The organism is Kitasatospora sp. NPDC053057 (genome assembly GCF_044546945.1).
GTDB lineage: Bacteria > Actinomycetota > Actinomycetes > Streptomycetales > Streptomycetaceae > Kitasatospora.
In genome coordinates, this window is record NZ_JBITZP010000035.1 from 39,566 (window position 1) to 63,181 (window position 23,616).

The 23,616-nt window shown below is 72.8% G+C and carries 25 protein-coding genes; 17 read left to right on the plus strand and 8 right to left on the minus strand.

Annotated elements, in window-relative coordinates; genetic code table 11:
* Positions 1-77: 77 nt before the first annotated feature.
* Positions 78-674 carry a MarR family winged helix-turn-helix transcriptional regulator gene (locus tag ACIG5E_RS29455; RefSeq protein ID WP_396538426.1) on the minus strand — a complete coding sequence of 199 codons (597 nt, stop codon included), beginning with the start codon at positions 672-674 and terminating at the stop codon, positions 78-80.
* Between the two features lie 196 nt (positions 675-870).
* On the opposite strand from ACIG5E_RS29455, the gene ACIG5E_RS29460 reads away from it, so the two are divergent.
* From ACIG5E_RS29460 to ACIG5E_RS29470, 3 genes are all read left to right on the plus strand, one after another.
* Entirely contained in the window at positions 871-2,073 is a 1,203-nt protein-coding gene (locus tag ACIG5E_RS29460) for a cytochrome P450 (protein WP_396538428.1), read from the plus strand.
* 76 nt (positions 2,074-2,149) lie between these two features.
* Entirely contained in the window at positions 2,150-2,371 is a 222-nt protein-coding gene (locus ACIG5E_RS29465) for a ferredoxin (protein ID WP_396538430.1), read from the plus strand.
* Positions 2,368-3,618, plus strand: coding sequence for an NAD(P)/FAD-dependent oxidoreductase (locus ACIG5E_RS29470; RefSeq protein WP_396538432.1), 1,251 nt, complete (start codon positions 2,368-2,370; stop codon positions 3,616-3,618). Before ACIG5E_RS29465 ends, ACIG5E_RS29470 begins: the two co-directional genes overlap by 4 nt.
* Here the strand turns inward: ACIG5E_RS29470 and ACIG5E_RS29475 are convergent.
* On the minus strand, positions 3,611-4,012 hold the full coding sequence (locus tag ACIG5E_RS29475) for a tautomerase family protein (protein ID WP_396538434.1): 402 nt from the start codon (positions 4,010-4,012) through the stop codon (positions 3,611-3,613). The genes ACIG5E_RS29470 and ACIG5E_RS29475 overlap by 8 nt on opposite strands.
* Positions 4,013-4,191: 179 nt before the next feature.
* Between ACIG5E_RS29475 and ACIG5E_RS29480 the strand changes: the two genes are divergently transcribed.
* Positions 4,192-5,289 (plus strand): chemotaxis protein, encoded by a 1,098-nt coding sequence (locus ACIG5E_RS29480; protein WP_396538436.1) that lies wholly within the window; start codon positions 4,192-4,194, stop codon positions 5,287-5,289.
* 41 nt (positions 5,290-5,330) lie between these two features.
* Here ACIG5E_RS29480 and ACIG5E_RS29485 read toward each other — a convergent pair whose 3' ends face one another.
* Positions 5,331-5,975: a CatB-related O-acetyltransferase gene (locus ACIG5E_RS29485; RefSeq protein WP_396538438.1), complete on the minus strand. Its 645-nt coding sequence runs from the start codon at positions 5,973-5,975 to the stop codon at positions 5,331-5,333.
* Positions 5,976-6,257: 282 nt separating this feature from the next.
* Here ACIG5E_RS29485 and ACIG5E_RS29490 point away from each other — a divergent pair, with 282 nt between their 5' ends.
* Entirely contained in the window at positions 6,258-7,061 is an 804-nt protein-coding gene (locus tag ACIG5E_RS29490) for a GNAT family N-acetyltransferase (protein WP_396538440.1), read from the plus strand.
* A gap of 48 nt (positions 7,062-7,109) precedes the next feature.
* Positions 7,110-7,334 carry a translation initiation factor IF-1 gene (infA, locus tag ACIG5E_RS29495; RefSeq protein ID WP_396538442.1) on the plus strand — a complete coding sequence of 75 codons (225 nt, stop codon included), beginning with the start codon at positions 7,110-7,112 and terminating at the stop codon, positions 7,332-7,334.
* Positions 7,335-7,502: 168 nt separating this feature from the next.
* Here the strand turns inward: infA and ACIG5E_RS29500 are convergent, their stop codons facing one another.
* The gene (locus ACIG5E_RS29500; protein WP_396538444.1) at positions 7,503-8,543 is read right to left on the minus strand and encodes an AraC family transcriptional regulator; all 1,041 of its coding nucleotides are present in this window, start codon (positions 8,541-8,543) and stop codon (positions 7,503-7,505) included.
* Positions 8,544-8,867: 324 nt separating this feature from the next.
* On the opposite strand from ACIG5E_RS29500, the gene ACIG5E_RS29505 reads away from it, so the two are divergent.
* The 3 genes from ACIG5E_RS29505 (at position 8,868) to ACIG5E_RS29515 (ending at position 10,993) form a co-directional block, all read left to right on the plus strand.
* Complete coding sequence (locus tag ACIG5E_RS29505; RefSeq protein WP_396538446.1) at positions 8,868-9,713, plus strand: SAM-dependent methyltransferase; 846 nt, start codon at positions 8,868-8,870, stop codon at positions 9,711-9,713.
* Between the two features lie 173 nt (positions 9,714-9,886).
* A complete protein-coding gene (locus ACIG5E_RS29510) occupies positions 9,887-10,426 on the plus strand; it encodes a hypothetical protein (RefSeq protein WP_396538448.1) in 540 nt (179 codons plus the stop codon).
* 162 nt (positions 10,427-10,588) lie between these two features.
* Positions 10,589-10,993, plus strand: coding sequence for a hypothetical protein (locus ACIG5E_RS29515; RefSeq protein WP_396538450.1), 405 nt, complete (start codon positions 10,589-10,591; stop codon positions 10,991-10,993).
* 76 nt (positions 10,994-11,069) lie between these two features.
* On the opposite strand, the gene ACIG5E_RS29520 is transcribed toward ACIG5E_RS29515, so the two are convergent.
* Positions 11,070-12,104 (minus strand): YihY/virulence factor BrkB family protein, encoded by a 1,035-nt coding sequence (locus tag ACIG5E_RS29520; protein WP_396538452.1) that lies wholly within the window; start codon positions 12,102-12,104, stop codon positions 11,070-11,072.
* Positions 12,105-12,246: 142 nt separating this feature from the next.
* Positions 12,247-13,563: an MFS transporter gene (locus tag ACIG5E_RS29525; RefSeq protein WP_396538454.1), complete on the minus strand. Its 1,317-nt coding sequence runs from the start codon at positions 13,561-13,563 to the stop codon at positions 12,247-12,249.
* Positions 13,564-13,667: 104 nt separating this feature from the next.
* On the opposite strand from ACIG5E_RS29525, the gene ACIG5E_RS29530 reads away from it, so the two are divergent.
* The 3 genes from ACIG5E_RS29530 to ACIG5E_RS29540 all read left to right on the plus strand — a co-directional run bounded on the left by ACIG5E_RS29530 (position 13,668) and on the right by ACIG5E_RS29540 (position 16,884).
* Positions 13,668-14,246, plus strand: coding sequence for a CGNR zinc finger domain-containing protein (locus ACIG5E_RS29530; protein WP_396538456.1), 579 nt, complete (start codon positions 13,668-13,670; stop codon positions 14,244-14,246).
* 179 nt (positions 14,247-14,425) lie between these two features.
* Positions 14,426-15,517, plus strand: coding sequence for a VWA domain-containing protein (locus ACIG5E_RS29535; RefSeq protein WP_396538458.1), 1,092 nt, complete (start codon positions 14,426-14,428; stop codon positions 15,515-15,517).
* A 281-nt stretch (positions 15,518-15,798) separates the two neighbouring features.
* Positions 15,799-16,884, plus strand: coding sequence for a peptidoglycan-binding protein (locus ACIG5E_RS29540; protein WP_396538460.1), 1,086 nt, complete (start codon positions 15,799-15,801; stop codon positions 16,882-16,884).
* 91 nt (positions 16,885-16,975) lie between these two features.
* Here ACIG5E_RS29540 and ACIG5E_RS29545 read toward each other — a convergent pair whose 3' ends face one another.
* Complete coding sequence (locus tag ACIG5E_RS29545) at positions 16,976-17,371, minus strand: hypothetical protein (protein WP_396538462.1); 396 nt, start codon at positions 17,369-17,371, stop codon at positions 16,976-16,978.
* Between the two features lie 384 nt (positions 17,372-17,755).
* Here ACIG5E_RS29545 and ACIG5E_RS29550 point away from each other — a divergent pair, with 384 nt between their 5' ends.
* Positions 17,756-18,115 carry a hypothetical protein gene (locus tag ACIG5E_RS29550; RefSeq protein WP_396538464.1) on the plus strand — a complete coding sequence of 120 codons (360 nt, stop codon included), beginning with the start codon at positions 17,756-17,758 and terminating at the stop codon, positions 18,113-18,115.
* Between the two features lie 127 nt (positions 18,116-18,242).
* Here ACIG5E_RS29550 and ACIG5E_RS29555 read toward each other — a convergent pair whose 3' ends face one another.
* A complete protein-coding gene (locus tag ACIG5E_RS29555) occupies positions 18,243-19,256 on the minus strand; it encodes a hypothetical protein (RefSeq protein ID WP_396538466.1) in 1,014 nt (337 codons plus the stop codon).
* Positions 19,257-19,671: 415 nt separating this feature from the next.
* Here ACIG5E_RS29555 and ACIG5E_RS29560 point away from each other — a divergent pair, with 415 nt between their 5' ends.
* The 4 genes from ACIG5E_RS29560 to ACIG5E_RS29575 all read left to right on the plus strand — a co-directional run bounded on the left by ACIG5E_RS29560 (position 19,672) and on the right by ACIG5E_RS29575 (position 23,584).
* Positions 19,672-19,851: a hypothetical protein gene (locus ACIG5E_RS29560; protein ID WP_396538468.1), complete on the plus strand. Its 180-nt coding sequence runs from the start codon at positions 19,672-19,674 to the stop codon at positions 19,849-19,851.
* A gap of 61 nt (positions 19,852-19,912) precedes the next feature.
* Positions 19,913-21,004 (plus strand): YncE family protein, encoded by a 1,092-nt coding sequence (locus tag ACIG5E_RS29565; RefSeq protein ID WP_396538470.1) that lies wholly within the window; start codon positions 19,913-19,915, stop codon positions 21,002-21,004.
* 461 nt (positions 21,005-21,465) lie between these two features.
* On the plus strand, positions 21,466-22,281 hold the full coding sequence (locus ACIG5E_RS29570) for a 2,3,4,5-tetrahydropyridine-2,6-dicarboxylate N-succinyltransferase (RefSeq protein WP_396538472.1): 816 nt from the start codon (positions 21,466-21,468) through the stop codon (positions 22,279-22,281).
* A 49-nt stretch (positions 22,282-22,330) separates the two neighbouring features.
* Entirely contained in the window at positions 22,331-23,584 is a 1,254-nt protein-coding gene (locus ACIG5E_RS29575) for an acyl-CoA dehydrogenase family protein (protein WP_396538474.1), read from the plus strand.
* Positions 23,585-23,616: the final 32 nt, after the last annotated feature.

Consider the following 23,616-nt stretch of genomic DNA (forward strand, 5'->3'; position numbering starts at 1 on the left):
CCGTGCGGCCGGTGGGTGGCGACCACCGACCCGCCGGCGACCCCAAACGTCCCCACCGCCCTCGGCGGTGGGGACGTTCAGGTCTCCACGACGTCGCGCACGGCGGTACAGACCTCGGCCGCCGCCCCCGCCGCCCCGCCCGCCGGGGCAGCGCCGTCCTCCTCCGACAGCATCGTGCTGCGCACCCGGTGCACGTACCGCTCGATCAGGTGCCGCAGCACGCCCACCGTCGCGGCGACGTCCGGCTCCGCCACGCCGTCCAGCGCGCTGGTCAGGCCGATGATGTTGGCCTGTTTCAGCCGCTCCAGCATCGCCCGCCCGTCGGCCGTGAGCGCGACCCGGCGGGCCCGGCGGTCCAGCGCGTCCGGGGTGCGTTCGACCAGCCGCTGGCCTTCCAGGCGGTCGATCTGCCGAGTGACGTGGGAGGGCTTGACCATCAGGCTGGCGGCCAGGTCGCCGACCCGGCTGGCCCCCTCGGCCTCGGCGAGCGCCCGCAGCAGGTAGACGTCCGAGCGGGCGGCCGTGATGCCGGCCCGGGCGGTGCGGCGTTCGTGCTCCTGGGAGCGGGTCAGCAGGTAGGCCAGCGAGGCCAGTACGGCCTCCAGGTCCGCAGTGGCGGTCCGATCGTCTGCGGCGTCCGGTACGGGGAAGAGGGCGTCTGCGGCGTCCGGCATGGGGGAACTTTAGCGAGCCGGTGCCCGCCACCGCTGCGGAGCCGACCACTGACCAGATTTCGGACAGATTCGGCGCCCACCGGATGGGCTCTTCCACCGCCACGGACCGCGAGTTAGCGTGACGGCGAGTTAGTTGCTTTTGGCACGTAAATGCTCCAGGGCTCGCTCCACCCCACCCACCAGAAGGGAGCCCCTGATGGCCACCGCCGCACAGACCCCCCGCTTCACCCACCCCGCCGCCCGCGGCACCTGCCCGTTCGCCCCGCCGCCCGCCTACCGCCAGGCCCAGCAGGAGGAACCGGTCAGCCGCATCTCCCTGTGGGACGGCAGCGCCAGCTGGCTGGTCACCCGCCACGAGGACATCAAGGCGGTCCTGTCCGACCCCCGCTTCAGCGCCGACGGCACCCGCCCCGGCTTCCCCTTCCTCACCGCCGGCATCCGGCAACTGAACACCGGCCAGCCCACCTTCATCCGGATGGACGACCCCGAGCACGCCCGGCTGCGCCGGATGCTCACCGGCGAATTCATGATCAAGAAGGTCGAGGCGCTGCGCCCCGAGATCCAGCGCATCGCCGACGACCTGCTCGACCGGATGACCGCCGACGCACGCACCGAGGCCGACCTGGTTCGCGAGTTCGCCCTGCCGCTGCCCTCCCTGGTCATCTGCCTGCTGCTCGGCGTCCCCTACCAGGACCACGAGTTCTTCCAGGAGTGCAGCCGCGTCCTGCTGCGCCGCGAATCCTCCGTCGAGGACGTCGCCGCCGCCCAGGACCGCCTGGTCGACTACCTGATCCGGCTCACCGAGGCCAAGCGCACCCGGCCCGACGACGGCATCCTCAGCCGTCTGGTGGAACGCGGCGACCTCAGCAACGAGGAGATCGGCGCGATGGGCCGGCTGCTGCTGGTCGCCGGACACGAGACCACCGCCAACATGACCGCGTTGTCGGTCCTCGCCCTGCTGCGCCACCCCGAGCAGCTCGACCGCCTGCGCCGCCACCCCGAGTCCGTCACCGGCGCGGTCGAGGAACTGCTGCGGTACCTGACGATCGTGCACTCCGGCCTGTCCCGGGTCGCCACCGAGGACGTCGAACTGGGCGGGGTGCGCATCCGGGCCGGCGAGGGCGTCGTCTGCATGATCAGCACCGCCAACCGGGACGAGGACGAGTTCCCGGACGGCGACGACCTCGACCTGACCCGCGACGCCCGCCGCCACCTGGCCTTCGGCTTCGGCGTCCACCAGTGCCTGGGCCAGCCCCTCGCCCGGCTGGAACTGCAGATCGCCCTCAACACCGTCCTGCGGCGACTGCCCGAACTGCGCCTGGCCGTACCGTTCGAGGAGGTCCGCTTCCGCGGCGACATGCTCATCTACGGCGTCCACGAGCTGCCGATCACCTGGTGACCCCCCGGGCGCCAGCACGCCCGCCCCCACCCCGGAGCCCCACCCCGACACCAGCCGTGCCCCGAAGGGAACCCCCATGCTCGTCCGGATCGACCAGGAGAAGTGCTGCGGCGCCGGGCACTGCGTCCTCGCCGCCCCCGAAGTCTTCGACCAGCGCGACGAGGACGGCATCGTCGTCCTGCTCGACGCCCGCCCGCCCGCCGAACTCCACCAGGCCGTCCAGGACGCCGCCGCCGTCTGCCCGGCCGCCGCGATCCAGCTGGAACAGGCACCGGACCAGACACCGGACCAGGCGTGACCGCACTGCAGGAGGTGGCCGTCGTCGGCGCAGGCGCCGCCGGACTGCACGCCGCCGAGGCACTGCGCCGGGCCGGCTACGACGGCCGCCTCACCCTCATCGGCGCCGAGGACGAACCCCCGTACGACCGCCCGCCCCTGTCCAAGCAACTCCTCGACGGGCAGTGGCAGCCCGAGAAACTGGCCCTGCGCAGCCCCGGCGCACTGGAGGAGCTACGGCTCGACCTGCGCCTGGGCACACCCGCCGAACGCCTGGACCGCCAGGCCCGGACGGTGCACCTCGCCGACGGCCACCGGGTCCGCTGCCAGGCCGTCATCCTCGCCACCGGCGTGCGCCCGCGCCGACTGCCCGGCGCCATGACGCCGCTGCGCGCAGCGAAGACGCCACTGCCCGGCGCCCACGTGCTGCGCACCCTCGCCGACGCCCTCGCCCTGCGCGAGGAACTGCGCCCGGGCGTACGGCTGTTGGTGGTCGGCGGCGGGCTGCTCGGCGCCGAGGCGGCGGCCACCGCCGTCGGGCTCGGGGCCGAGGTGACCTGGCTGGTGTCCGCCGCCGCACCACTGGCCGCTGTCCTGGGCGCCGAGACGGCCGCGCTGCTGACCGGCCTGCACCGCGCGCACGGAGTGCGGATCCACCGGGGCGCGGCCCGCGCAGTGCTGCAAAGGCGTGGCCGGGCCGCCGGCGTGCGGCTGGCCGACGGATCCGAACTGGCCGCCGACGCCGTGCTGATGGCGATCGGATCCGAGCCCGCCACCGAGTGGCTGGCCGGCAGCGGGGTGCCGCTGGCCGACGGCGTGGCCTGCGACGCGAACTGCGCCGCCGGCCCCGGCGTCTGGGCGGCCGGCGACGCCGCCTCCTGGCCCGACCCGCGCACCGGCCGGCGCCGGCGCCTCGAACAGCGCACCAACGCCGGCGAACAGGCCCTGCACGCCGCCCGGAACCTGCTGGCCGGCCCGGACGGCGCGCGGCAGGCCTACGCGCCGGTCCCGTACCTGTGGACCGACCAGTACGGCCTGCGGGTGCAGGCGTTCGGCAGCCCCGGTGGCGCCGACCGCTTCGAACTCGTCGACGGCAGCCTGGCCGACCACCGCTTCGCCGCCGCCTGCCTGCGCGAGGGCCGGGTCACCGGCGCGGTCGGCATCGGCTCCGCCCGGGCCCTGCGCGGACTGCGCACCCAGGTCGCGGCCCACGCCCCCTGGCCACCCGTCACCCACACCGCGGAGCAGACCGCCGCCCCCCTCACATGAGAGCCCCGGGCCCGGGGGCGTACTGGGCGAGCCCGTGGCCCAACGACCAGTCGACCGACGCGTTCTCCGTCAGGACGACGAACACGTTGCGCGGCTCGGTGCCCGCGTACTCGTGGGCGAGTTCGGCGATCCTTGCGTACAGGGCCCGCTTCTGCGCGTCCGTACGCCCGGCCCGCAGCGTGATTGCCACGTACACGAGGCCCTCGTCCCGCCGCACCCCGAGGTAACCGCCGTAGCGCAGCGTGCCGTTGGTGCCGTCGTGCCCGACCAGCACCTGGAAGTGGTCGTCCGGCGGGATCCCGATCGTCTCCATCAGCGCCTCGTGCACGGCGCGCCCGAGGGCGTCGAGCCGTTGCGGACCGGCCCCCAACGCGTCGATGCGGACGAACGGCATGCCGACTCCTCTCCCTGGAATTATCTGTACATACCAGTAGGTACAGCCTTGGGCGGCTCCGGGGCAAGAGCTGACCCGGCGACCCGGTGCGCAAATCGTTACATTGAGGACATTTGGCAGCTGTGCCAGGCACCGTGCGTCCACGCAAAGAAGGCCGACCGCCTTCGGAAAGGGTCCCCATGCACCCCGCCCTCAGCCCCGCCGTCCTCGCCGAACTGCGCCGGACCCGGCCCTACCCGGCGGTGTCCGTCCTGATGTCCACCCACCGCCGCGAACCGGACAGCACCCAGGACCCGGTCCGGCTGCGCAACCTGCTGGCCGAGGCCAAGGAACGGGTCCAGGCCGACCCCAAGGTCTCCCGGGCCGACCGCATCGACGTCCTCGAACAACTCGACCGGGCGCTCGCCGAGGTCGACCTCGTCCACGCCGAGGACGGCCTGGCGATCCTCGCCGCGCCCGGCGAGCACCAGGTGTGGTCATTCGCCCGTACCGCCCCCGCCCGGGTGGTCCTGTCCGACACCTTCCTCACCCGCAACCTGGTCGCCGCCCAGGCCGCCGAGCGCCCCTACTGGGTGCTCGCCGTCGCCGCCGACCGGGCCGTGCTGTGGGGCGGCACCCAGGAGAGGGTCACCGAGGAGGTCGACCACGGCTTCCCGCTGACGCGCACCTTCGACAACCCCGACCCGGAACGCCGCGAGCGCATCGGCGACACCCCCAGCACCTTCCGCGACGAGGAGACCAAGACCTTCCTGCGCCAGGCCGACACCGCGATCGGCAAGGTCCTGGCCGCCGACCCCCGCCCGCTGTACGTCGTCGGCGACGCGCCCGCCCTCGCCCTGCTGGACGCCGCCGGCCCGATCGCCAGGGAGGCCGCCGCCCAGATCCCGCACGGCGGCCTCGCCCAGGCCGACGTCGCGACCGTCCAGCGGGTGGTCGAACCCGCCGCCCGCGCCCACGCCGAGCGCGAGATCGGCGACACCCTCGCCCAGCTCGACAAGGCCCGCGGCCGCCAGGAGTTCGCCGCCGGCCTCGACGAGGTCTGGCGGGCCGCCGGCGAGGCCCGCATCGCCCGCCTGGTGGTCGAGGAGAACTACCGCGCCACCGTCCGCGACGACGGCGACCACCTCGTCCCCGCCCAGGCCGACGAGAGCGGCGCCCGCGAGGACATCGTCGACGAGGTCATCGAACGCGCCCTCGACACCGGCGCCCTGATCACCTTCGTCCCCGACGACACCCTCAGCGACACCCAGCGCATCGCCGCCGTCCTGCGCCACTGACCTGCGCCACTGACCCCCGGCCGGCCCGCCGCGCCCCCGACTCACGGCCTGGGCGCGGCGGCCTCCAACTCCTCGACGCTGCCGGACATCACGGTCCGCAGATGACGCGTCAGGTGCTCCACCGGCCAGTCCCACCACGCGACGGCCAGCAGCCGCGCCACCTCCGCCTCCTCGTAGCGCAGCCGGATCACCTTGGCCGGGTTGCCGCCGGCGATCGCGTAGTCGGGGATGTCGGAGGTGACGACCGACCCGGCGGCGACGATCGCACCGCTGCCGATCCGCACCCCCGGCATCACCGTCGTGCGGTACCCGAGCCACACGTCGTGCCCCACCACCGTGTCCCCGCGCCCCGGCAGCCCGGTCAGCAGGTCGAAGTGCTCCGCCCACGCGCCGCCCATGATCGGGAACGGGAACGTCGACGGCCCGTCCATCCGGTGGTTGGCCCCGTTCATCACGAACCGCACCCCCTCGGCGAACGCGCAGAACTTCCCGATCACCAGCCGCTCCGGCCCGTAGTGGTACAGCACGTTGCGCGTCTCGAACGCCGTCGGGTCATCCGGGTCGTCGTAGTACGAGTACTCACCCACCTCGATCAACGGCGAGGTCACCAACGGCTTCAGCAGCACCACCCGCGGCTGCTCGGGAAACGGGTGCAGCACATCCGGATCGGGCACGACGGGAACCACGAAGCCACCTCTTCCACACGGGAACGACCCCTTCATGATCCACCCAGCCGACCGCCCGACGCCCTGGGGTCCCCGTTCCAGCCCGTCCTCGCCGATCCGTAAATGGGTTGGGCCGGTGTGCCGTTGGCTGCTACGGTCGTCGCAGCCGTGAGAGAAGAGCGAGGAGGTGACACCCATGAAGGCTGTATCCGTGTGGGTGCTCCCCCTTGTCGTCACGGTGGGCGATTGACGTTGGTGTCGCCCGGGAGCGCCTCAGACAAGGCACTTCCGAAAGGCAACACCATGAACTCTGCGCACCCCGCCCCGGACGGGCGCAACACCGACCCCCATGCCCTCACGCTCACGCGGGTCTCGGACACCGAGTGGCACGCCGTGGAGGACGGCCGGGTGGTCGGCCGCGGCGACGCCTCGCGCCGGCCCGACGGGCGGCTGTTCGTCAGCATCGACGCGTGGCACGACACGGCCTTCGAGCGGATCGCCGCCGCGATGCGGGCCGACCTGCCGGGCCCGCTGCACACCGTGGTCGACGAGAGCGACCACGCCACGGCGTCCGCCTGGCGGCGGGCCGGCTTCACGACCGCGGGCCGCGAGTGGGGCTACCTGGTGCCCACCGACCCGCAGGTCACCGGGCTCGGCCCGGCGCGGCCCCCGGAGGGCGTGACGATCGTGCCCGCCGGCCTGGCCGAGGAGGGCCCGCTGCGCGCCCTGGAGCGCGTCGTCCACGACGAGATCGAGGCCGGCGCCGGATGGCAGTCGATACCGGCCCAGGTCCTGCCCCGCCCGGCGGGGACCCTCGTGGTCGACCCCGCGCGGTACGCGGTGGCGCGACAGCACGACCGGTACGTGGGGCTGATCCGGGTGTCACCGCCCCGTCGCCCGCGCATCGGCCTGATCGCCGTACGCGCCGAGCTGCACCGCCACGGCATCGCCCGGGCCCTGCTGGCCCACGCACTGGAATCACTGCACCGTGAAGGCACCACCGAGGCCTGGGCCGAGGTGGCGGAGTCCAACACGGCCGCCACCGCGCTCCTCCAGGGCATCGGCGCCCGACGCACGGGCGGCGTCCTGGAACTCGTCCTGCGCTGACGCGTCCCCGAGCCGCATCGTCATCGAATCGAAGAGAGGTGAAGGACCATGACCAAGACAACGAACGGCATCGAAGTCGAAGGCACCGTCGTCGAGTGCCTGCGCAACGCCAACTTCAAGGTCGAACTCCCGAACGGGCACATCGTGCTCGCGCACATCAGCGGGAAGGTGCGGAAGAACCACATCAAGATCCTCCCGCACGACCGGGTGCTCGTGGAGCTCAGCCCCTACGACCTCACCCGCGGCCGGATCCGCTTCCGCTACCGCAACTAGCGGTCAGGGCCGGGCGGCCCGGCACGCTCCCCCGTGGCGTGCCGGGCCACCGGCGGTTCTGCCGCGCCGGGCCGAGCGGCCCGGGCGTACCGCGGTGTTCCTCGTGGAGAATGCCAGGCCACGGCCCCGCCGTGTTGGCACTGCGTCGCCACTTCCTTGGCTTTGCGTCTACGCGCCGCCCGCGGCCCCCGCGCCGCCTGCACCCGCGCCCCCGGCCAGCTCCCGCTGCCGGTGCTCGCGGGGCGAGAGCCCGTACGCGGCGCGGAAGGAGCGGCTGAAGTCGGAGGCCCGCGGGATGCCCCAGCGCGCGGCGACGGCGTGGACCGGCAGGGCCCGCAGCGCCGGGTCGGCGAGGTCGCGGCGCGCATGCTCCAGCCGCTGGCCGCGGATCCAGGCGGCGAGCGTCTCGCCCTGCGACTGCTGGGTGAACACCCGGTGCAGATGGCTGATGGAGACGTGGTGCGCGGCCGCGATCGCGGACGGCGAAAGCTCGGGGTCGTGCAGGTGGCGCCGGACGAAGGCCCGCACGCTCTGCGCCAGCGCCCGCCGCCGGGCGTCGTCCGGCAGCGCGGCCTCCGCGTCCAGCTCCCGGGCCAGCCAGGCCGCCACCAGGTCCACCGCGACCGTCCCCAGCCGCGCCGTCTCGGCCGGCCCCAGGACGGCGGCCTGCCGGTCCAGGCCGACCAGGAACTCCGACAGCAGCGCAGACGTCCCCTCCCGCGCCGAGAACCCCCGGCCCAGCAGGTCGCGCAGCCGGTACGGCGGCAGCGGCAGCAGCGAGACGGGGAAGTCGATGCCCACGGCCTCGGTCCGGTGCTCCCGGCGGCCGTCGGCGCGCACACCGACGGCCCGCACGTCGTACGGGTGCGAGCTGTCGACCAGGTACAGGTCGCCCGGCCCGAACGTGCGGGTCCCCTCCCGGGCGCCGCGTGTCAGCGACAGCCCGCCGCCCAGCGGCATCGTCAGGTGGTACACCCCCGGGTCCGAGCGCCGCACCATCGCGGCGGTGCGCCGGAACCGGGTGGGCGGGAACGAGGACCTCAGCAGGGTCACCGGCCCCAGCTCCAGGCGCCGCATCTCCGCCCGGAAGTCGTCGGCGTGGGCACTGGTCATCTCGCTGGCCCGGGTGCGCCCGATCAGCTCCCGCCAGCAGTCGAACCGCTCCTTGGCGGACACACCCTCACCCCGGAACACACTCCCCGCGGCCACTCCGTGCCCCTTCCTCTCGCTCCCTGCCAGGCCGGACCAGGCCGGACCCGCCCGCGACCGGCCGGAACGGCCCGGGCCGGACCACGGACGGCTGACCGTAGCCGATCCCGCCCCGGCCCCGGCAGGACCCCCCAGCCGGCTGACCGGCCGGCAGGGCGCACACGAAGTCCTCCTCACCGCCCGCGGGCGCGCCGGCCCTTGTCGGCCGAGCCGCGGACCCCGCGGGACCTGGACCCACTTCCCGCGCAGCACCGGTCAGTTGGCTAGACTGCCCCGGCCCGGTGTGATCACGAAGGGACAGGAACGAGCATGGGGGGAACCTGGATGAGCGCGACCGAGCCCGACCCGGCGGAGCCGACGGGGCCGCAGATACGCCAGGACATCCCGCACAGCGCCCGGATGTACGACTACTTCCTCGGCGGCAAGGACAACTTCGCCGTCGACCGCGAAGCCGCCGAGCGCGTCCTGACCGCCTTCCCCACCATGCGCACCGCCGTCCGCGCCAACCGCACCTTCATGCACCGCGCCACCCGCGCCCTGGCCCGGCGCGGCCTGAGCCAGTGGCTGGACATCGGCACCGGCATCCCCACCTCGCCCAACCTGCACGAGGTCGCCCAGGCCGTCGAACCGCGCGCCCGCGTCGTCTACGCCGACAACGACCCCGTCGTCCTGGCCCACTCCCGCGCCCTGATGACCAGCACCCCCCAGGGCCGCACCGCCTACGTCCACGGCGACGTCCGAGACCCCGCCTCGATCCTGACCACCCCCCAGGTCGCCGAGACCCTCGACCTGACCCGGCCCGTGGTCCTGTCGATGATCGCCCTGCTCCACTTCGTCCCGGACCTCGACGACGCCCACGCCATCGTCAAGCACCTCCTGGACCCCCTGCCCCCCGGCTCCGCCCTGGTCCTCTCCCACGCCACCGCCGAACTCGACCCGCCCGGCGCCTCCAAGGTCGAGGAGATCTACAACCAGGCCGGCACCTCCCTGCGGCTGCGCCCCGAGGCCGAGTTCGCCACCTTCTTCGAAGGCCTGGACCTCCTCGACCCGGGCATCGTCCCGGCCCACCGCTGGCACCCCGACGGCGCCGACGACACCACCGGCCTGCTGCCGGCCACCGTCACCGACGCCCAGGTCTCCTTCTACGCCGGCGTCGCCCTCAAACCCTGACCGGATGCCTCCGCAGGCGCCGACGCCCCGTCAACACCCCTGCCACCACCGGGATCCCGTCCGGGTGACGCGGACCCGGTTTCCCCTCCGGGCCGGGCCCGCCTCCGCTGTCATGGAGCGGCCCGGCCAACGGGCACAGCGAAACCCGCCACGCCCCTTGGAGGAGGAGTCCCGTGTCCTCGCCCTGCGACCCCCAGTACGCTCCCGCCGGCGACGTGAGCGCAGCGCTCATGGTGATCGACTCCCGGCTCAAGGCCCTCTACGACGGCCGCACCGGGACCGACCCCGAACACCGCCGGATGGTCGACCAACTCGCCGCCTCCATGGGCCCCGACGAGTTCGGCGCCCTGCTGGAAGGCGCCTGCACGCTCATCTACATGTACATGAATTGGCTGAGCCAGGCCTGCGAGGACCACGGCAAGGACGTCATCGAGTACGTGGTGCCCACCCTCGTCGCCACGATGCGGATGATGCCCAAGACCTTCCGCCCCGAGGTCATCCCCACCATGGCCGGCCTGCTCATCGCCGCCGGCAGCGGCCTGAGCCCCAACCTGTGGCGTGCCCAGTACGGCCCCTGGACCGACGCCGAGATGAACCCCCTGGAAGCCACCGCCACCCTCCTCGCGGAGTACGTCAACCGCATCTGCGGCGACGACCACGACTTCGCCACCCGCCTGATCACCGACGCCCTCTCCCGCGCCGACGAGGACTGACCCGCCCCGCCCGGGCAGGACCATCTCCGACTGTTACATGACAGTGACGTTCCGCACACAACCGGTGGCACCGAGTGGGACGTCTCCAAGAAGGACAGTGCCCGAACCGCACCGACGGTGCCTTCGGGCTCACGACCACCTCCCCCTGAAAGGGGTGCACCCGTGATCGTCACCAAGCGGAACTCCCTGCGCCTGGCCGCCGTCGCCACCCTCAGCACGCTGCTCCTCGGGGCGGCGGGCACCGCCATGGCGGCCGCCCCGGCCGCCTCCGCCACGCCCGCCGCCGCCTCCGTGTCCGCCGGCATCACCGCCAAGCCGTCGGTCACCTCCGTCCAGGCCTGGCAGCTGTTCCGGGTCACCGGCACCACCACCGGCCTCAAGGCCGGAACCACGGTGACCCTCCAGCAGAAGCAGCACGGCAAGTGGGTCACCCTGCCGGCCTCCGTGCACACGACCCGCAACGGCTCCTACTCCCTCGGCGTGAAGCTCGGCATCAAGGGCCTGAACGAGCTGCGCATCGTCAGCGGGAACACCGCCTCGCCGGTGTTCACGGTGACCTTGCGCTGACCCGGGGCCCACGGCCGACGGCCCGCCGGGTGCAGAGTCCCTGCACCCGGCGGGCCGTCGCCGTCCCGGGTCGGCCCTACCCGGACGGCGGTGCTTCCTCCTCCCCGCCCCCGGGCTCCTTCCCGGCCCCGCTCTCCTGTCCGGCCCCGGGCTCCTTCCCGTCCTCGAATTCGACGCTGACGCGCTGCTCCGGCCGCCGTTCCTCCTGGCGCGCGATGGACGACAGGACCTCCTGGTCCGGCCCGGTCAGCGGGGGCTGCAGGATGCTGCGCGGCCACAGCCGCCGGTGCAGGACCACGTTGGTCTCGGCGGCGTACACGGTGATCTGGGCGTTCAGGTAGAGCCAGGAGAGCAGGCCGATCACGGTGGCGAAGAACCCGTAGACGGCCGTGGCGTGCCGCAGCTGGTGGGCGACCAGGAGGGCGCCGAAGGCCTGCAGGACGGTGAACAGCGGGCCGGCGAGCAGGCAGCCGGGCAGCAGGGCGCGGGTGGGGATGCCCTTGGGCGTGAGGACGCGGAAGCAGGCCAGGCACAGGGCGGTGTTGACCAGGGCGGACAGGACGAGCCCGCCGATGCGGGCGGCCGGCCCGGTGAGGGCGACGGCGACGAGGGTGGCGGCGGAGGTGGCCAGCAGCAGTCCGACGGCCAGGACGGTGAACAGCAGCAGGCTGCGGGCCAGGCGAGGCCAGTAGCCGGGGCGGACCGCTCCCGGCACGTTCCAGATCTCGGCCATGGCGTGCTGGAGGACCTGGGCGATGCCGAGCGTGCCGTAGAGCAGGCCGAGCACGGCGACGGCCAGGGCCAGTCCGCTGCCCTGGACGGAGTGGACGTTCTGCCGCAGTTGGTCGCCGATGATGGGGAAGTCGGCGAGGGCGGAGTTGACGACGGCCTGCTGGGCGTGCGGGTGGCCGTGGAGGACGAAGCCGAGGACGGTGCTGAGCAGGAGCAGCAGCGGGATGAGGGCGACGAAGCCGTAGTAGGTGATCAGCGCCGCGAGCAGGCCGCAGCGGTCGTCCCCGTACTTCTTGATCACCCCGACGACCATTGCGGGGGCCCGGTGGTGCTGCTGGGTGCGGTCCAGGGCGCGCAGGGCGCGTTCGACGGTGTTCATCTGCCACCTCCGGGCCGGGCTCGTCCGTTCGGCGTGCGCCTACCCGCCGGTGCGCCGGCCACCGCACACGCGCGTAACCGGGGTCGGCCGGCCTCTCCCCCGAGGGGGCCGGTCGACCCCGGCGGTCCGGGGGCCTGGGGGATCAGGCGGTGGGCGGCGGCAGTTCGCGCAGCCGGCTGACGGGGGACAGGGCCAGCGGGACGAGCATCAGGGCCGAGCCGACGGCGATCGCGGCGAGTCCCTCGCGCAGCCCCAGTGCCCCGCCGATGACGCCGCCGAGCAGGCCGCCCAGCGAGCCGCCGCCGAACAGCAGCGTCCGGAACGCCGCGTTCATCCGGCCCATGAGCGGCTGCGGCGTCAGCGTCTGGCGCAGGCTGACCATCACCACGCCGGCCACGCCCAGGCCCAGGTAGCCGATGAAGAACGAGGCGACGAAGACGGCCATCAGCACCGGCTTGGAGCCGTCCGCGAGCGGGATCAGCAGCGGGCTCGCGAAGATCGCCGCCATCGACACGGCGTAGACCGTGCCGAGGCGGAACCGCTTGACGACCCGCCCGGACAGCGCCGCGCCGGCCAGGCCGCCGACCGAGGACGCGGAGAAGACGATGCCGATCTCGGTGGGCGTCAGGTGCTGGTCGCGCACCGCGTAGAGGACGAACATCGTCCACACCGAGACCATCGAGAAGTTGCAGAACGGCGCCACGAGGGCGAGCGGGCGCAGGACGCGGTCGCCGAAGACCCAGCGCAGTCCCTCGGCCAGCTCCCGGCCGAGGTGGCGGCCCTGCGCGGGCGGTGCGGGGCGCGGTTCGGGGGTGCGGATCGTCAGCAGCGTCACGAGCGAGACCAGGTAGGAGAAGGCGTCCGCCAGCAGGGCGGTCGGCGCGCTCAGGGCGCCGACCAGCAGCCCGGCCAGGCCGGGGCCGGCGACGTCGGCGGTGGAGGAGGTGACGCCGAGCTTCTGGTTGGCCTCGACGTAGTGCTTCGGGTCCTTGACCAGGGTGGGGACGAAGGACATCCAGCTGACGTCGAACAGGACCGAGAAGACGCCGATCGCGCAGGCGAGCGTGAGCAGCACCGGCAGGTCGAGGTGGTGGGTGGCGGCCAGCAGCGGGATGAGGCCGATGAGCACCATCCGGGCGCCGTTGGCCAGCAGCATGACGCGCCGGCGCCGCATCCGGTCGACCAGGACGCCGAACAGCAGGGCCAGGCCGAGGTAGGGGACCAGCTGGAGGAAGCGCAGCAGCCCGACCTGCTCCGGGGTGGCGTCGAAGGCGATCACGGCGGTGAGCGGCAGGGCGAGGGTGGTGACCTGGGTGCCGAGCAGGGAGAGCGTCTCGCCGGACCAGAACTTCAGGAAGTCCCGGTTGTGCCGGAGCGGGGCCGGGGCCGGGGGCTGCTCGTCGGCCGGGTCGGTCTGCGCCTGCGTCCGCGGGCCGGGCCCGATCACTGTGGTGGTCATTCGGTGGTGCTCCCCCGAGTCGGTTCTAACGGTTGGTGCTTGTTCAGCCGTGAGAATCATGACAGTCAGACTTGATGGTTGCAAGGGGCAGTTACCATTAGGTCATGGTTTCCGTCACCGCTTCGAAGGCCCCGGCCGGGTCCGCCCCGCCGCTCGCCGTCGCATTCGCGAACACCCTGGTCGCCACCCGGGGCAAGGTCCGCGACACCCTCGCCGCCCCGGAGGACCTCACCGCCTGGCTCGCCCCCGATGCCCCCGGCGCCGCAGCCGCCGCGCTCGGCGACGCCGACCTCGCGGCGTTCCGGACGCTGCGCGACGCGATCCGCGCCGTCCTGCGCGCCCTCGTCGACGGCGAGCCGGCCCCCGCCGCCGAGGTCGAGCAGATCAACGAGGCGTCCGCCGCCGCCCCGCGCTGGCCCGTCCTGACCGCCGACGGCGCCGGCTACGCCGTCACCCGGCACACCGACCGCGCCCCCGTCCCGGCCGCGCTCGGCGCCCTCGCCCACGACACCGCCGCCCTGCTCACCGGCCCGCTCGCCGCCGACCTGCGGGCCTGCCACGGGCCGGGCTGCGTCCAGTTCTTCGTCAAGGACCACCCGCGCCGCGAGTGGTGCGGCCCCGGCTGCGGCAACCGCGCCCGCGCCGCCCGGCACTACCACCGCCAGCGCGGGCACTCCGCGTAGCGCCGGGGAACGGCACCGCGCCCCGGAGAGTCCGACTCTCCGGGGCGCGGTCGCGCCGACCGGCCCGAACGCACTGTCAGTCCCCCCGCATAGTGTGGGAACCACGACGGAGAGGGCGCCGAAAAGGCGCCCGGAAAGCCCGCCGAAAAACCACCACGAAAAAACAGGGGGGCACACCCATGTCCGCGAACAGGATCAAGCACAAGGTCAACCACGTCTCACTCGTGGTCGACAAGTCCGGCTCGATGCGCCAGCACCAGGCCCAACTCATCCGCGTCGTCGACGAGTTCGTCAAGGGCCTGCAGGAGGAGTCCGACCGCCTCGGCCACGAGACCCGGATCAGCCTCTACGCCTTCGACCACGAAGTGCAGAACCTCGTCTGGGACATGGACGTCAAGCACCTGCCCTCCCTGCGCGGCCTCTACCGCGTCGACAACGGCGCCACCGCGCTCATCGAAGCCGCCGTGAAGTCCGTCGACGACCTGAAGAACATCTGGGAGGGCTACGGCGAGCACTCCTTCCTCCAGGTCGTCGTCACCGACGGCGAGGAGAACGCCTCCGGCTTCTCCCAGACCGGCCAGATGCACACCCGCATGAACGGCGGCCAGGGCGCCACCGTCCTGCAGACCTGGCGGGACCGCATCCAGGGCGCCATGGACGACCTGCCCGACCACTGGACCTCGGCGATCCTGGTCCCCAACTCCCTGGCCAAGCGCACCGCCCAGGAATACGGCTTCCCCGCCGGCAACATCGCCATCTGGGACGCCGACTCCAGCAAGGGCGTCGAAGAGGCCATCGGCACCGTCAAGTCCGCCGCCACCAGCTTCCTGCGCGGCCGCGAACAGGGCGTACGCGGCACCAAGAACCTCTTCGCCATGGGCCAGGACCTCAACACCGCCGAGGTCAAGGCCAAGCTCGACGCCCTCGACACCGGCAAGTACATCCTGATCCCCGTCGACCAGCACACCCCCATCCGCGACTTCGTCACCAGCGCCGGCCACCAGTACAAGACCGGCTGCGCCTTCTACGAACTCTCCAAGCGCGAGAAGATCCAGGGCAACAAGCAACTCGCCGTCGCCGAGAAGGACCCGGCCACCGGCCGGATGACCGGCCGCGTCTTCTCCGGCCCGGCCGCCCGCCAACTCCTCGGCCTGCCCGCCGCGGAAGCCACCGTCAAGCCCGGCGAGAACCCGGCTTACACCGTCTTCGTCCAGTCGACCTCCGTCAACCGCAAGCTCGTCCCCGGCACCAGGCTCCTCGTCATCCTCTGAAGTGCCCGCCGGGGGGGCGCACGATGCCGCGCCGGGCCGGGGCCGTAGGCGTGGAGGGGGAGGGGCGTGGGTCCGTGGGGGTGTCGTGTCTCCAATCGGCGGACCACCGTGGTACCAAATCCCCGGTCAGCGGTGTGGGACGTTTGGGACGGGCACGATCGGGCCTTGTGCCGGGGCGGTCCGCGGGCAGACTGGCGGGGCCGGCGGCAGTGGACCGAGTCCTGCCGGCGGCTCCTGTCTGACGAAGCATCACGGACCATCACGCACCTGGAGAGCCTTCTGTGAGTACCCTCCTGCCCACCCGGCGCCGGATGTCGCTGGGCCTGGCCCTGGCGGCCGTGCTGACGGGCGTCGGCGCGTACACCGCCGCGGCCGCACCCGCCACGGCCGCGCCGAGCCCGATACCCCTCACCTCCCCGGCCTGCCCGGCCGACCTGCAGCAGGGTGAGGCCGACGGCTGCGTCACCCAGCTCCAGCTGGAACTCAACCTGACCGGCGCCCGCCTCACCGTGGACGGGCAGTTCGGGCCGGCCACCGACACGGCCGTGCGCACCTTCCAGTCCGCCCACGCCCTGACCGCCGACGGCATCGTCGGCCCGGCCACCAAGTCGGCGCTCGACGCGGCGGCGGCCGCCGCCTCCGGCACCGTGGACCTGCGCACCCAGTGCGGCGACCTGCAGACCGGCGCCGGCGGCCCGTGCGTCAGCACCCTGCAGACGATGCTCAACACCTTCAACGCGGGCCGCCTCACCGTGGACGGGAAGTTCGGCCCGGCCACCGACACCGCCGTGCGCAACTTCCAGGCCGCCCACGCCCTGACCATCAACGGCATCGTCGGCACGGACACCAAGAACGCCCTCTACGCCAGTACCCCCACCCCGCTGCCCAGCGGAGCCGTCGACCCCACCAAGGTCCTGAACGCGGCGAAGACCTACCTCGGCGTCCCGTACGTGTGGGGCGGCGGCCACTCCCTGCGCGGCGAAGGCCCCGGCCCCTCGCTCGGCACCTGCGACGGCTACACCGGCTCGATCCAGCCCTGCCCGGCCAACACCACCGCCGGCCTGGACTGTTCGGGCCTGGTCCGGGCGGCCTTCTGGTTCGGCGCCGGCATCGACCTCGCGGGCGGCGGCGACACCAACCAGCAGACCCTGGACAGGCACCTCACCCCGATCACGGAGTCCCAGCGCCGGCCCGGCGACGTCGAGTACTTCGGGACGGACGCGCACAACACCACCCACGTCGTGCTCTACGCCGGCACCGACCCGGCCACCGGCGCGGACATGATGTACGAGGCGAAGGAGACGGGCACCAACGTCCACTACGTCGGCCTGCGCACCGGCGGCTACTGGTACCACGTCTCGGCCTGACGACCGCACACACGCGTCGCGCGGGTGACGACAACCGCCACCCGCGCGACGCACCCGGCCTTCGGTACGAGCCGGCGCCCGGTGCGCCGGCTCAGTTGTAGTACAGCCAGATGTCGGCGTAGACGTCGGCGTTCCCGTGCGGGAGGATCCGCGCTCGGAAGTTGCCGCCGAAGTACTTCCACGGGCTGCACGTCTTGTTCTTCGGGCCGTAGTAGTGGGCCTTCCACTGGATGCCCGAATCCGACACGAACAGCACGTAGTAGCCGTCGCCCAGGTGGCTTCCCCGCACGTCGAAGCAGATCTGAGCGCTCGAACCGGCCCACTCGCCGGGCGTCGCGCCGACCGTGCCGGAGTAGGAGTGGACACGGAACGGGCCGGAGGCGTTCCCCGGCCTGGCGACGGCGGCCGACGCCGGGGCGACGGCGAGGGACAACACGGCGGTGGACAGGGCTGCGGCCGCCAGGGCGGCGGAGAAACTCCGGTGCATCAACTCTCCTCGTCCGGGCGCCTCAAGAGAGGTCGCGGGGATCATCCGTCGAGCGAGCAGAGGTCGCCCGCGCTCGTGCCAACGAGCATCAGGCATCCTCAACTCGACTGTAACCCAAGGGATATGGCGACATGACGACTTCACGGCAGCCGTGTCTTCGGGCATCCGTGGAGGGCCGGCGACGGGGCGAAGTGTCAGGGGAACGTCCGGCGAACGTCGTTCTCCGGCGTGCCGGTGCACGGGCACGCTGTTGTGCGGACGAACGGGGGGAAGAGACCTCTTCGAACCTGGTCGAATCCGCACCCGCCCGGGAAACGGGCCTCCCCGCGGGGCCCGAGGGCACCGCGGGCCAAGCAATCAGCCACCGAACACCAGGAGACACCGATGATCAGGAAGCGCACCGCCGTCCGCCTCGGCGCCGTAGCCGTCGCCAGCACCATCGGCCTCGGCCTCAGCGCCGGGATGGCGTCGGCCAGCACCACCTACGGGGCCAACGTCCCCGGTTGTGCGGGGGGCATGGTGGTCTCGTACTACAGCGGGCACGACCACGTGCAGGGCTACGTGACCTCCACCAGCGGCAATTCCTGCAGCGTGGCCCTGCAGCAGTCGAACGGCGGAAGCTCGAGCAACTGGACCAACAACGGCACCGCCTGGACCGACACCCTCCTGGACGCCGGAATCACCTCATACGTCGTCGTGTGCAACATGGACACCGGCCGCTGCGCCACCAGCGCCTCGTACTGACGGGCATCACCGGCCCCGTCCTGGTCCGTCTCGGGGGAGCGGACCAGGACGGGGCCGGTGCCGTTCCCCGGAACCGCACCGCCCCGGTATCCCTTGCCATAGATGTCACCGTCCCGTCTCCAGGTGGTCAGAGCAGCAAGCAGCCCAGCCAGCTGGAGGGGAACCAGCCCTCCAGGGAGCGCAGTTCGGGTTCGGTGGCGGGATGGGTTGCGAGGATGGCCTGGCGCACCTCGCCGCCCCCGCTGAGGGTGCTCAGCTCGCCGCCGGCGGCGGCCAGCGTGATCGTGAGGCCGTCGCGCTGCAGGACGTATCGGTTCGCTCCGTCGGACCACAGGCCGCCCGGCTCCGGCAGGCAGGGGCTGAAAGGGCTGGTGGTGAGATTCTCACCGTCCGCGGACAGCAGAGGGCGGCCGCAGGGGTCGCTGTAGCCCGGGGAGACCGTCTCGACCGCGGCCTTGTCGAGGCCGTTGCCGAGTCCGCCGCTGCCGGCGTAGACGTCCGCCTGGTCACTGAGCACGAAGACCGCCCGATGCCCATCCCAACTGATCCCGGTGACCTGTACACCGGCCGAGAGGACCGGCCGTAGCAGGGACCGGGACGGGATACCGGCCCCGCGCAGCAGGTCCTGGATCCCCATCTCCCGCTGCATCGCCCGCAGCGGGAACGCGAGCACGAACACGCCCAGCAGCGTGCCGACGGCCGCCAGCAGGGCGGTGCGTGAGCGCAGCACGACGGCGCCGGCCAGGGCGAAGGACGGCAGGGCGAACACCAGCACGCTCAGCAGGCCCGGGCGGAAGGGCAGCAGGAGGGCCAGAGCGTGGGTAGCGGCGAGGTCGAGCGTCATCGGCGCGGGTGCCAGCAGCCAGCACCACCGGGGCGCGGACGGCTGCAGGGCGTGGACACTGACGAAGTACGCGGGTATGACGACTGCGAGCGTCACCACCAGGTGCAGAATCCCGAGGACGTGTCCGCCGGGCTCGAAGTGCTGGAGGGCGCTGCCGATGGCCACCGAGATCAACGACGGGAGGGCGCAGGCCGCACCGAGGGTGACGACCTGCCAGCGCCGGTTCGAGGTCGGACGGACCGGTGCGCGCCCCTGCGCTGTGACCGCGTACGGACTGTGCGGTTCGACCACGGCCATCGATTCCCCCTGGCGTTCGGTGCCTTCGAGCCATCAGTGGGACGAGCCCGTGCCGATCTTGGTTGCGGCAGGCGGGCGGGTGTACCGCGAAGTCTCGGGAAATCCCTGCCTCGTTCCGCCGAGCGCCTGGCGGCCGTCCTGCGTCGGAAGGTCGTATCCCGTGGTTCCAACTACCGTCCGTGCGGGTCGCCGGCACGACGCGCGGCGACCGACCTGGGCGGTCAACCTTCCGTGACACAAACCGTGCAGTGGTCAAAGTTCAGTGGCACACGGTCAAGGTTCGGTGGCACGAGACATCCGGGCATCGTCGCCGAGCCCGGCAGGAGAACGTCGCCCCCGTACGTCGAACATATTTTCGCCCGCATGGGCTAGCCTGCCCCCGGCACCGCGATGCGCGGTGTGGGAGGGGGAGTTGATGTCCATCATCCGTTCGGGGGCGACGCGCCGGTCCGCCGCGGCACTTTCGGTCGCGGCACTCTCCGCCGTGGGCGAGGACGAGATCACCGGCCTGGCTCTGGGCCCCGACGACCACACCTGCTACGTGGCCGGGACCAACAACGCCGCCACCGCCGGCCTGCAGATCACCCAGCACTGACGGCCGCGCCCACGCTGTGCCGCCGCAAAGCACACAACGCACGCTCCACGAGGGGAAACCGATGTCCCGCAAGACCACCCGCCGGGCCGCCGCAGCGGTCACCGCCACTGCGGCTCTGCTCGCGCTGACCGGCACGGCCGCCGCAGCCGACGCGCCGCTGTCCGGCACCGAGGCCACCATCAGCGTGGGCGCCCGCAACGCCGCACCGGTGGTCAGCCCCGACGGAGCCAAGGCCTACGTCGCGGTCACCGAGGCCGACAACACCTCCACGGTGAAGGTGGTCGACACCCAGACCGGCGCCGTCACCGGGCGCCTGGCTCTCGGCCCCCTCCAGTGGAGCGCCGACCCGGCGCTCAGCGCGGACGGCTCACGCCTGTACGTGCTCGACGGCCAGCGCCTCAGCGTGGTGGACACCGCCACCCTGACCCTGCGCGCCACCCTCGCCCTGCCCGACCAGCCCCGCCCGGCCGGCTGGACCCCGGGCTCGACCTCCGGACTGGCCTTCAGCCCGGACGGATCCACCCTGTACGTCTCCCAGAACGGAGCGACCGCCTACCGGCAGAACGGTCAGAGCCGGATCCTGGCCTTCGCCACCGCGCAGCAGGCGTTCACCACCTGGGTCCAGATCCCCGCCCCCTACGTCGGCGCCCCCGCGGCCCGACCGGGCACCGGCGACGTGTACGTCGGCACCAGCCAGGGCGTGGTGCACGTGACCACGGCCGCCACCACGCCCGCCGTGGCCGGCACCGTCCAGGGCACCGCCACCAATCTGGACTACAACCTGGCGTTCACCCCCGACGGCAAGCGCCTGTTCGGCCTGGCCGAACTCGGCACCGGCGCTAGCACCCTCATCGACCCGGCCACCGACACCGTGACCACCACCTTCCAGAGCGCCGGCAGCGGCGACACGCTGGAGCACCCGCAGGTCAGCGCCGACGGCAGCCGGCTGTACCTCGCCGACAGCAACTACGGCACGAGCACCGCCTCGGTGCTCGCCCTCGACACCGCCACCGGCGCCCCCGTACCCGCGGAGACCGCCGGCGACCTCGACGAGGACGCCCTCACCGGCCTGGCCCTCGGCCCCGACGGCCACACCCTCTACGTGGGCGGCACCGCCGGACAGAGCGCCAACCTCCAGATCATCGCCCACTGACGCCCGCACGACGGCCCCCGCCCGCCCGCCCGGCGGGCGGGGCCCGTTCCCCCCTCCACCAGGGCCGCCGCCCATGGCTGGCCCCCGCCTTCGCCAAGCTGTTCGCCGCGCCCTGAGCACCCGAGCTGCCCCTGACCTCACGCTCGACCCCCAAGAGCCCCTTTGATAGGGGCAAAAATTTACTTTTCAACCTTAATATCAATGCCGTACTTGCGATTTGATCTACGAATCACAGGTGTGGAAGGCTGGCTTCGGCGCGCCGTTACCCGCAGGTAACCCGGCGTGCCGTCACCGCGTGGGCGCCCAGGGGGAGCGACCGGCGTCACGCGACACGGTCGGAGAACGCACCCGGGGGCATCGTGTGCGGACCGTCCTCCGACCCGGAAGCCCGGAAGACCGGGAAAGCCCGGAAGAGTTGGAAAGCGGGGAGCGCCATGGGCAATGGTGTCGATGTGACGAGCTTGCGGAGCGAGCTCGAGGACCTCTGGAAGCGACGGGACGAGGTCCCGCTGCGGTCCGCCGAGGCGGTGGCCGCCGTCGACGCGGCGATCGGCCTGCTGGACACCGGCCGCGCGCGGGTGGCCGAACTGCTGGACGGCGAGGTCGTGGTGCACGAGTGGCTGAAGAACGCGATCCTGCTGCTCTACAAGCAGGCCTCGCCGCAGCCCTCGCAGTTCGGCCCCTTCCAGTGCGCCGACAAGATCCCGCTGAAGAGCACGATCGACGGCGTCCAGGTCTCGCCGGGCGCGGTCATCCGGCGGGGCAGCTACCAGGAGCCCGGCGCCGTGGTGATGCCGAGCCACATCGGCATCGGCTCGTACGTCGGCGAGGGCACCCTGGTGGACTCCTGGGTCGGCATCGGCTCCTGCGCCCAGATCGGCCGCAACGTCCACCTGTCCGGGGGAGTCGGGCTGGGCGGCATGATCGAGCCCCCCATGGCCAAGCCGGTGGTGATCGAGGACGACGCCTTCATCGGCGCCCGCTCGATGGTCTACAGCGGCGCCCGGGTGGGGGAGGGCGCGCTGCTGGGCGCCGGAGCCCTGCTGACCGACACGATCCCGGTCATCGACGCCGCCACCGGCGAGGAGCTCAGCCGCGGCGAGGTACCGCCGTGGACGGTCGCCGTCCCCGCCAACCGCCCGCGCGAGTTCGCCGGCGGCACCTTCGGACTGCCCTGCCTGCTGGTCATCAAGCGCCTGAAGAAGGGCGAGCGCCACGACAAGGCCAAGCTCAACGACGCCGTGCGCACCCAGCCGCCCGCCACGCTCACCCTCTGACGGGCCCCGGCCCGCACCCCCTGACGCCTCTTCACGGAAAGCCACCCCATTGCCCGCCACCGGCATCAGCCCGCTCCTGGACCGACACCCCGAACTCTGTGGTCTTGCCGCCGAGTTGACGGCCTTTCTGGACACCCACCTGCCCGAACCCGTCTGCGAGGGCGACCCCCGCCCCGACTGGCTCGCCCTGCGCACCCAGGCGGCGGCCGCCGGGCTCACCGGCATCGACGTCACCTTCCCCGACGAGCAGGGCGGGCAGGGCGATCAGGGCGGGCCCGGCGAACCGCGCGGACGCGTGGCCCAGGGGGTGGCCATGTTCCTCGCCGGGCAGCGCGACTGCGACGCCCGCGAGATCTTCAGCACCGGACACGCCGCGATGCCGCTGCGCCACGGCTCGCCCGCGCTCGTCCGCCACACCCGCGAAGCGGTCCTCGGCGCGGGCAAGTTGGCGGGCATCGCGTCCAGCGAGCCGCACTCGGGCTCGGACCTGCGGGGCTTTCGCACCGTCCTGGTCGACCACGGCGACCACTACACCCTCTCCGGATCCAAGGGCCTGATCAGCCGGGTCGAGGAAGCCTACGGCTTCGTCGTCTTCTGCAAGCTCGTCGACCGCGCCGACGCCGGCCGCGCCGACCTGCGCGACGTGCCGCTGTCCGCGGTGTGGGTGCCGGCCGACGCCGCCGGCGTGCTCACCGAGACCACCGACCCGATGGGCATGCGCGGCTGGAGCTTCGGCCACCTGCACTTCGTCGACACCCGCCTGGACAAGGACTTCCTGCTCGGCGAACCCGGCGACGGCCGCCGGATCTTCGACACGCACTTCTCCGCCTGGCGCCTGATGATGTCCCTGGTCTGCCTCGGCGCCGCCGCTGCGGCGATCCAGGAGTCCGCGGCCCGCACCCGCGCCCGCACCGTCGCCCGGATGCCGCTCGCCGCGATCCCATCCGTCGCCGCCCGCCTGGGCACCGCCGCCGCCGAGGTCGAGGCCGCCACCGCCTGGTGCTTCGCGCTCCTGGAGCGCATCGACCAGGGCGAGACCGACGTCGCCGCCTGCTCCGCCGCCAAGGCCCTGGCCACCGACACCGCCTACCGCGCCGTCGACCTCGCCCTCCAACTGCACGGCAGCGAGGGCTACACCAAGCACACCCCGATGGAGAAGCGCCTGCGAGACATCCGCGGGCTGCGCATCGCCGACGGGCCCAACGACACGCTCTACAGCGTGCTGGCCCACGCCCTGCTGGCCGGGGACACGCAGGCCGGGGACACTCGGCCCGGGGACGCACGGCTCCTGGCCCACCGCTGACTCCTCGCCGCCCAGCACACCACCGAACCGAG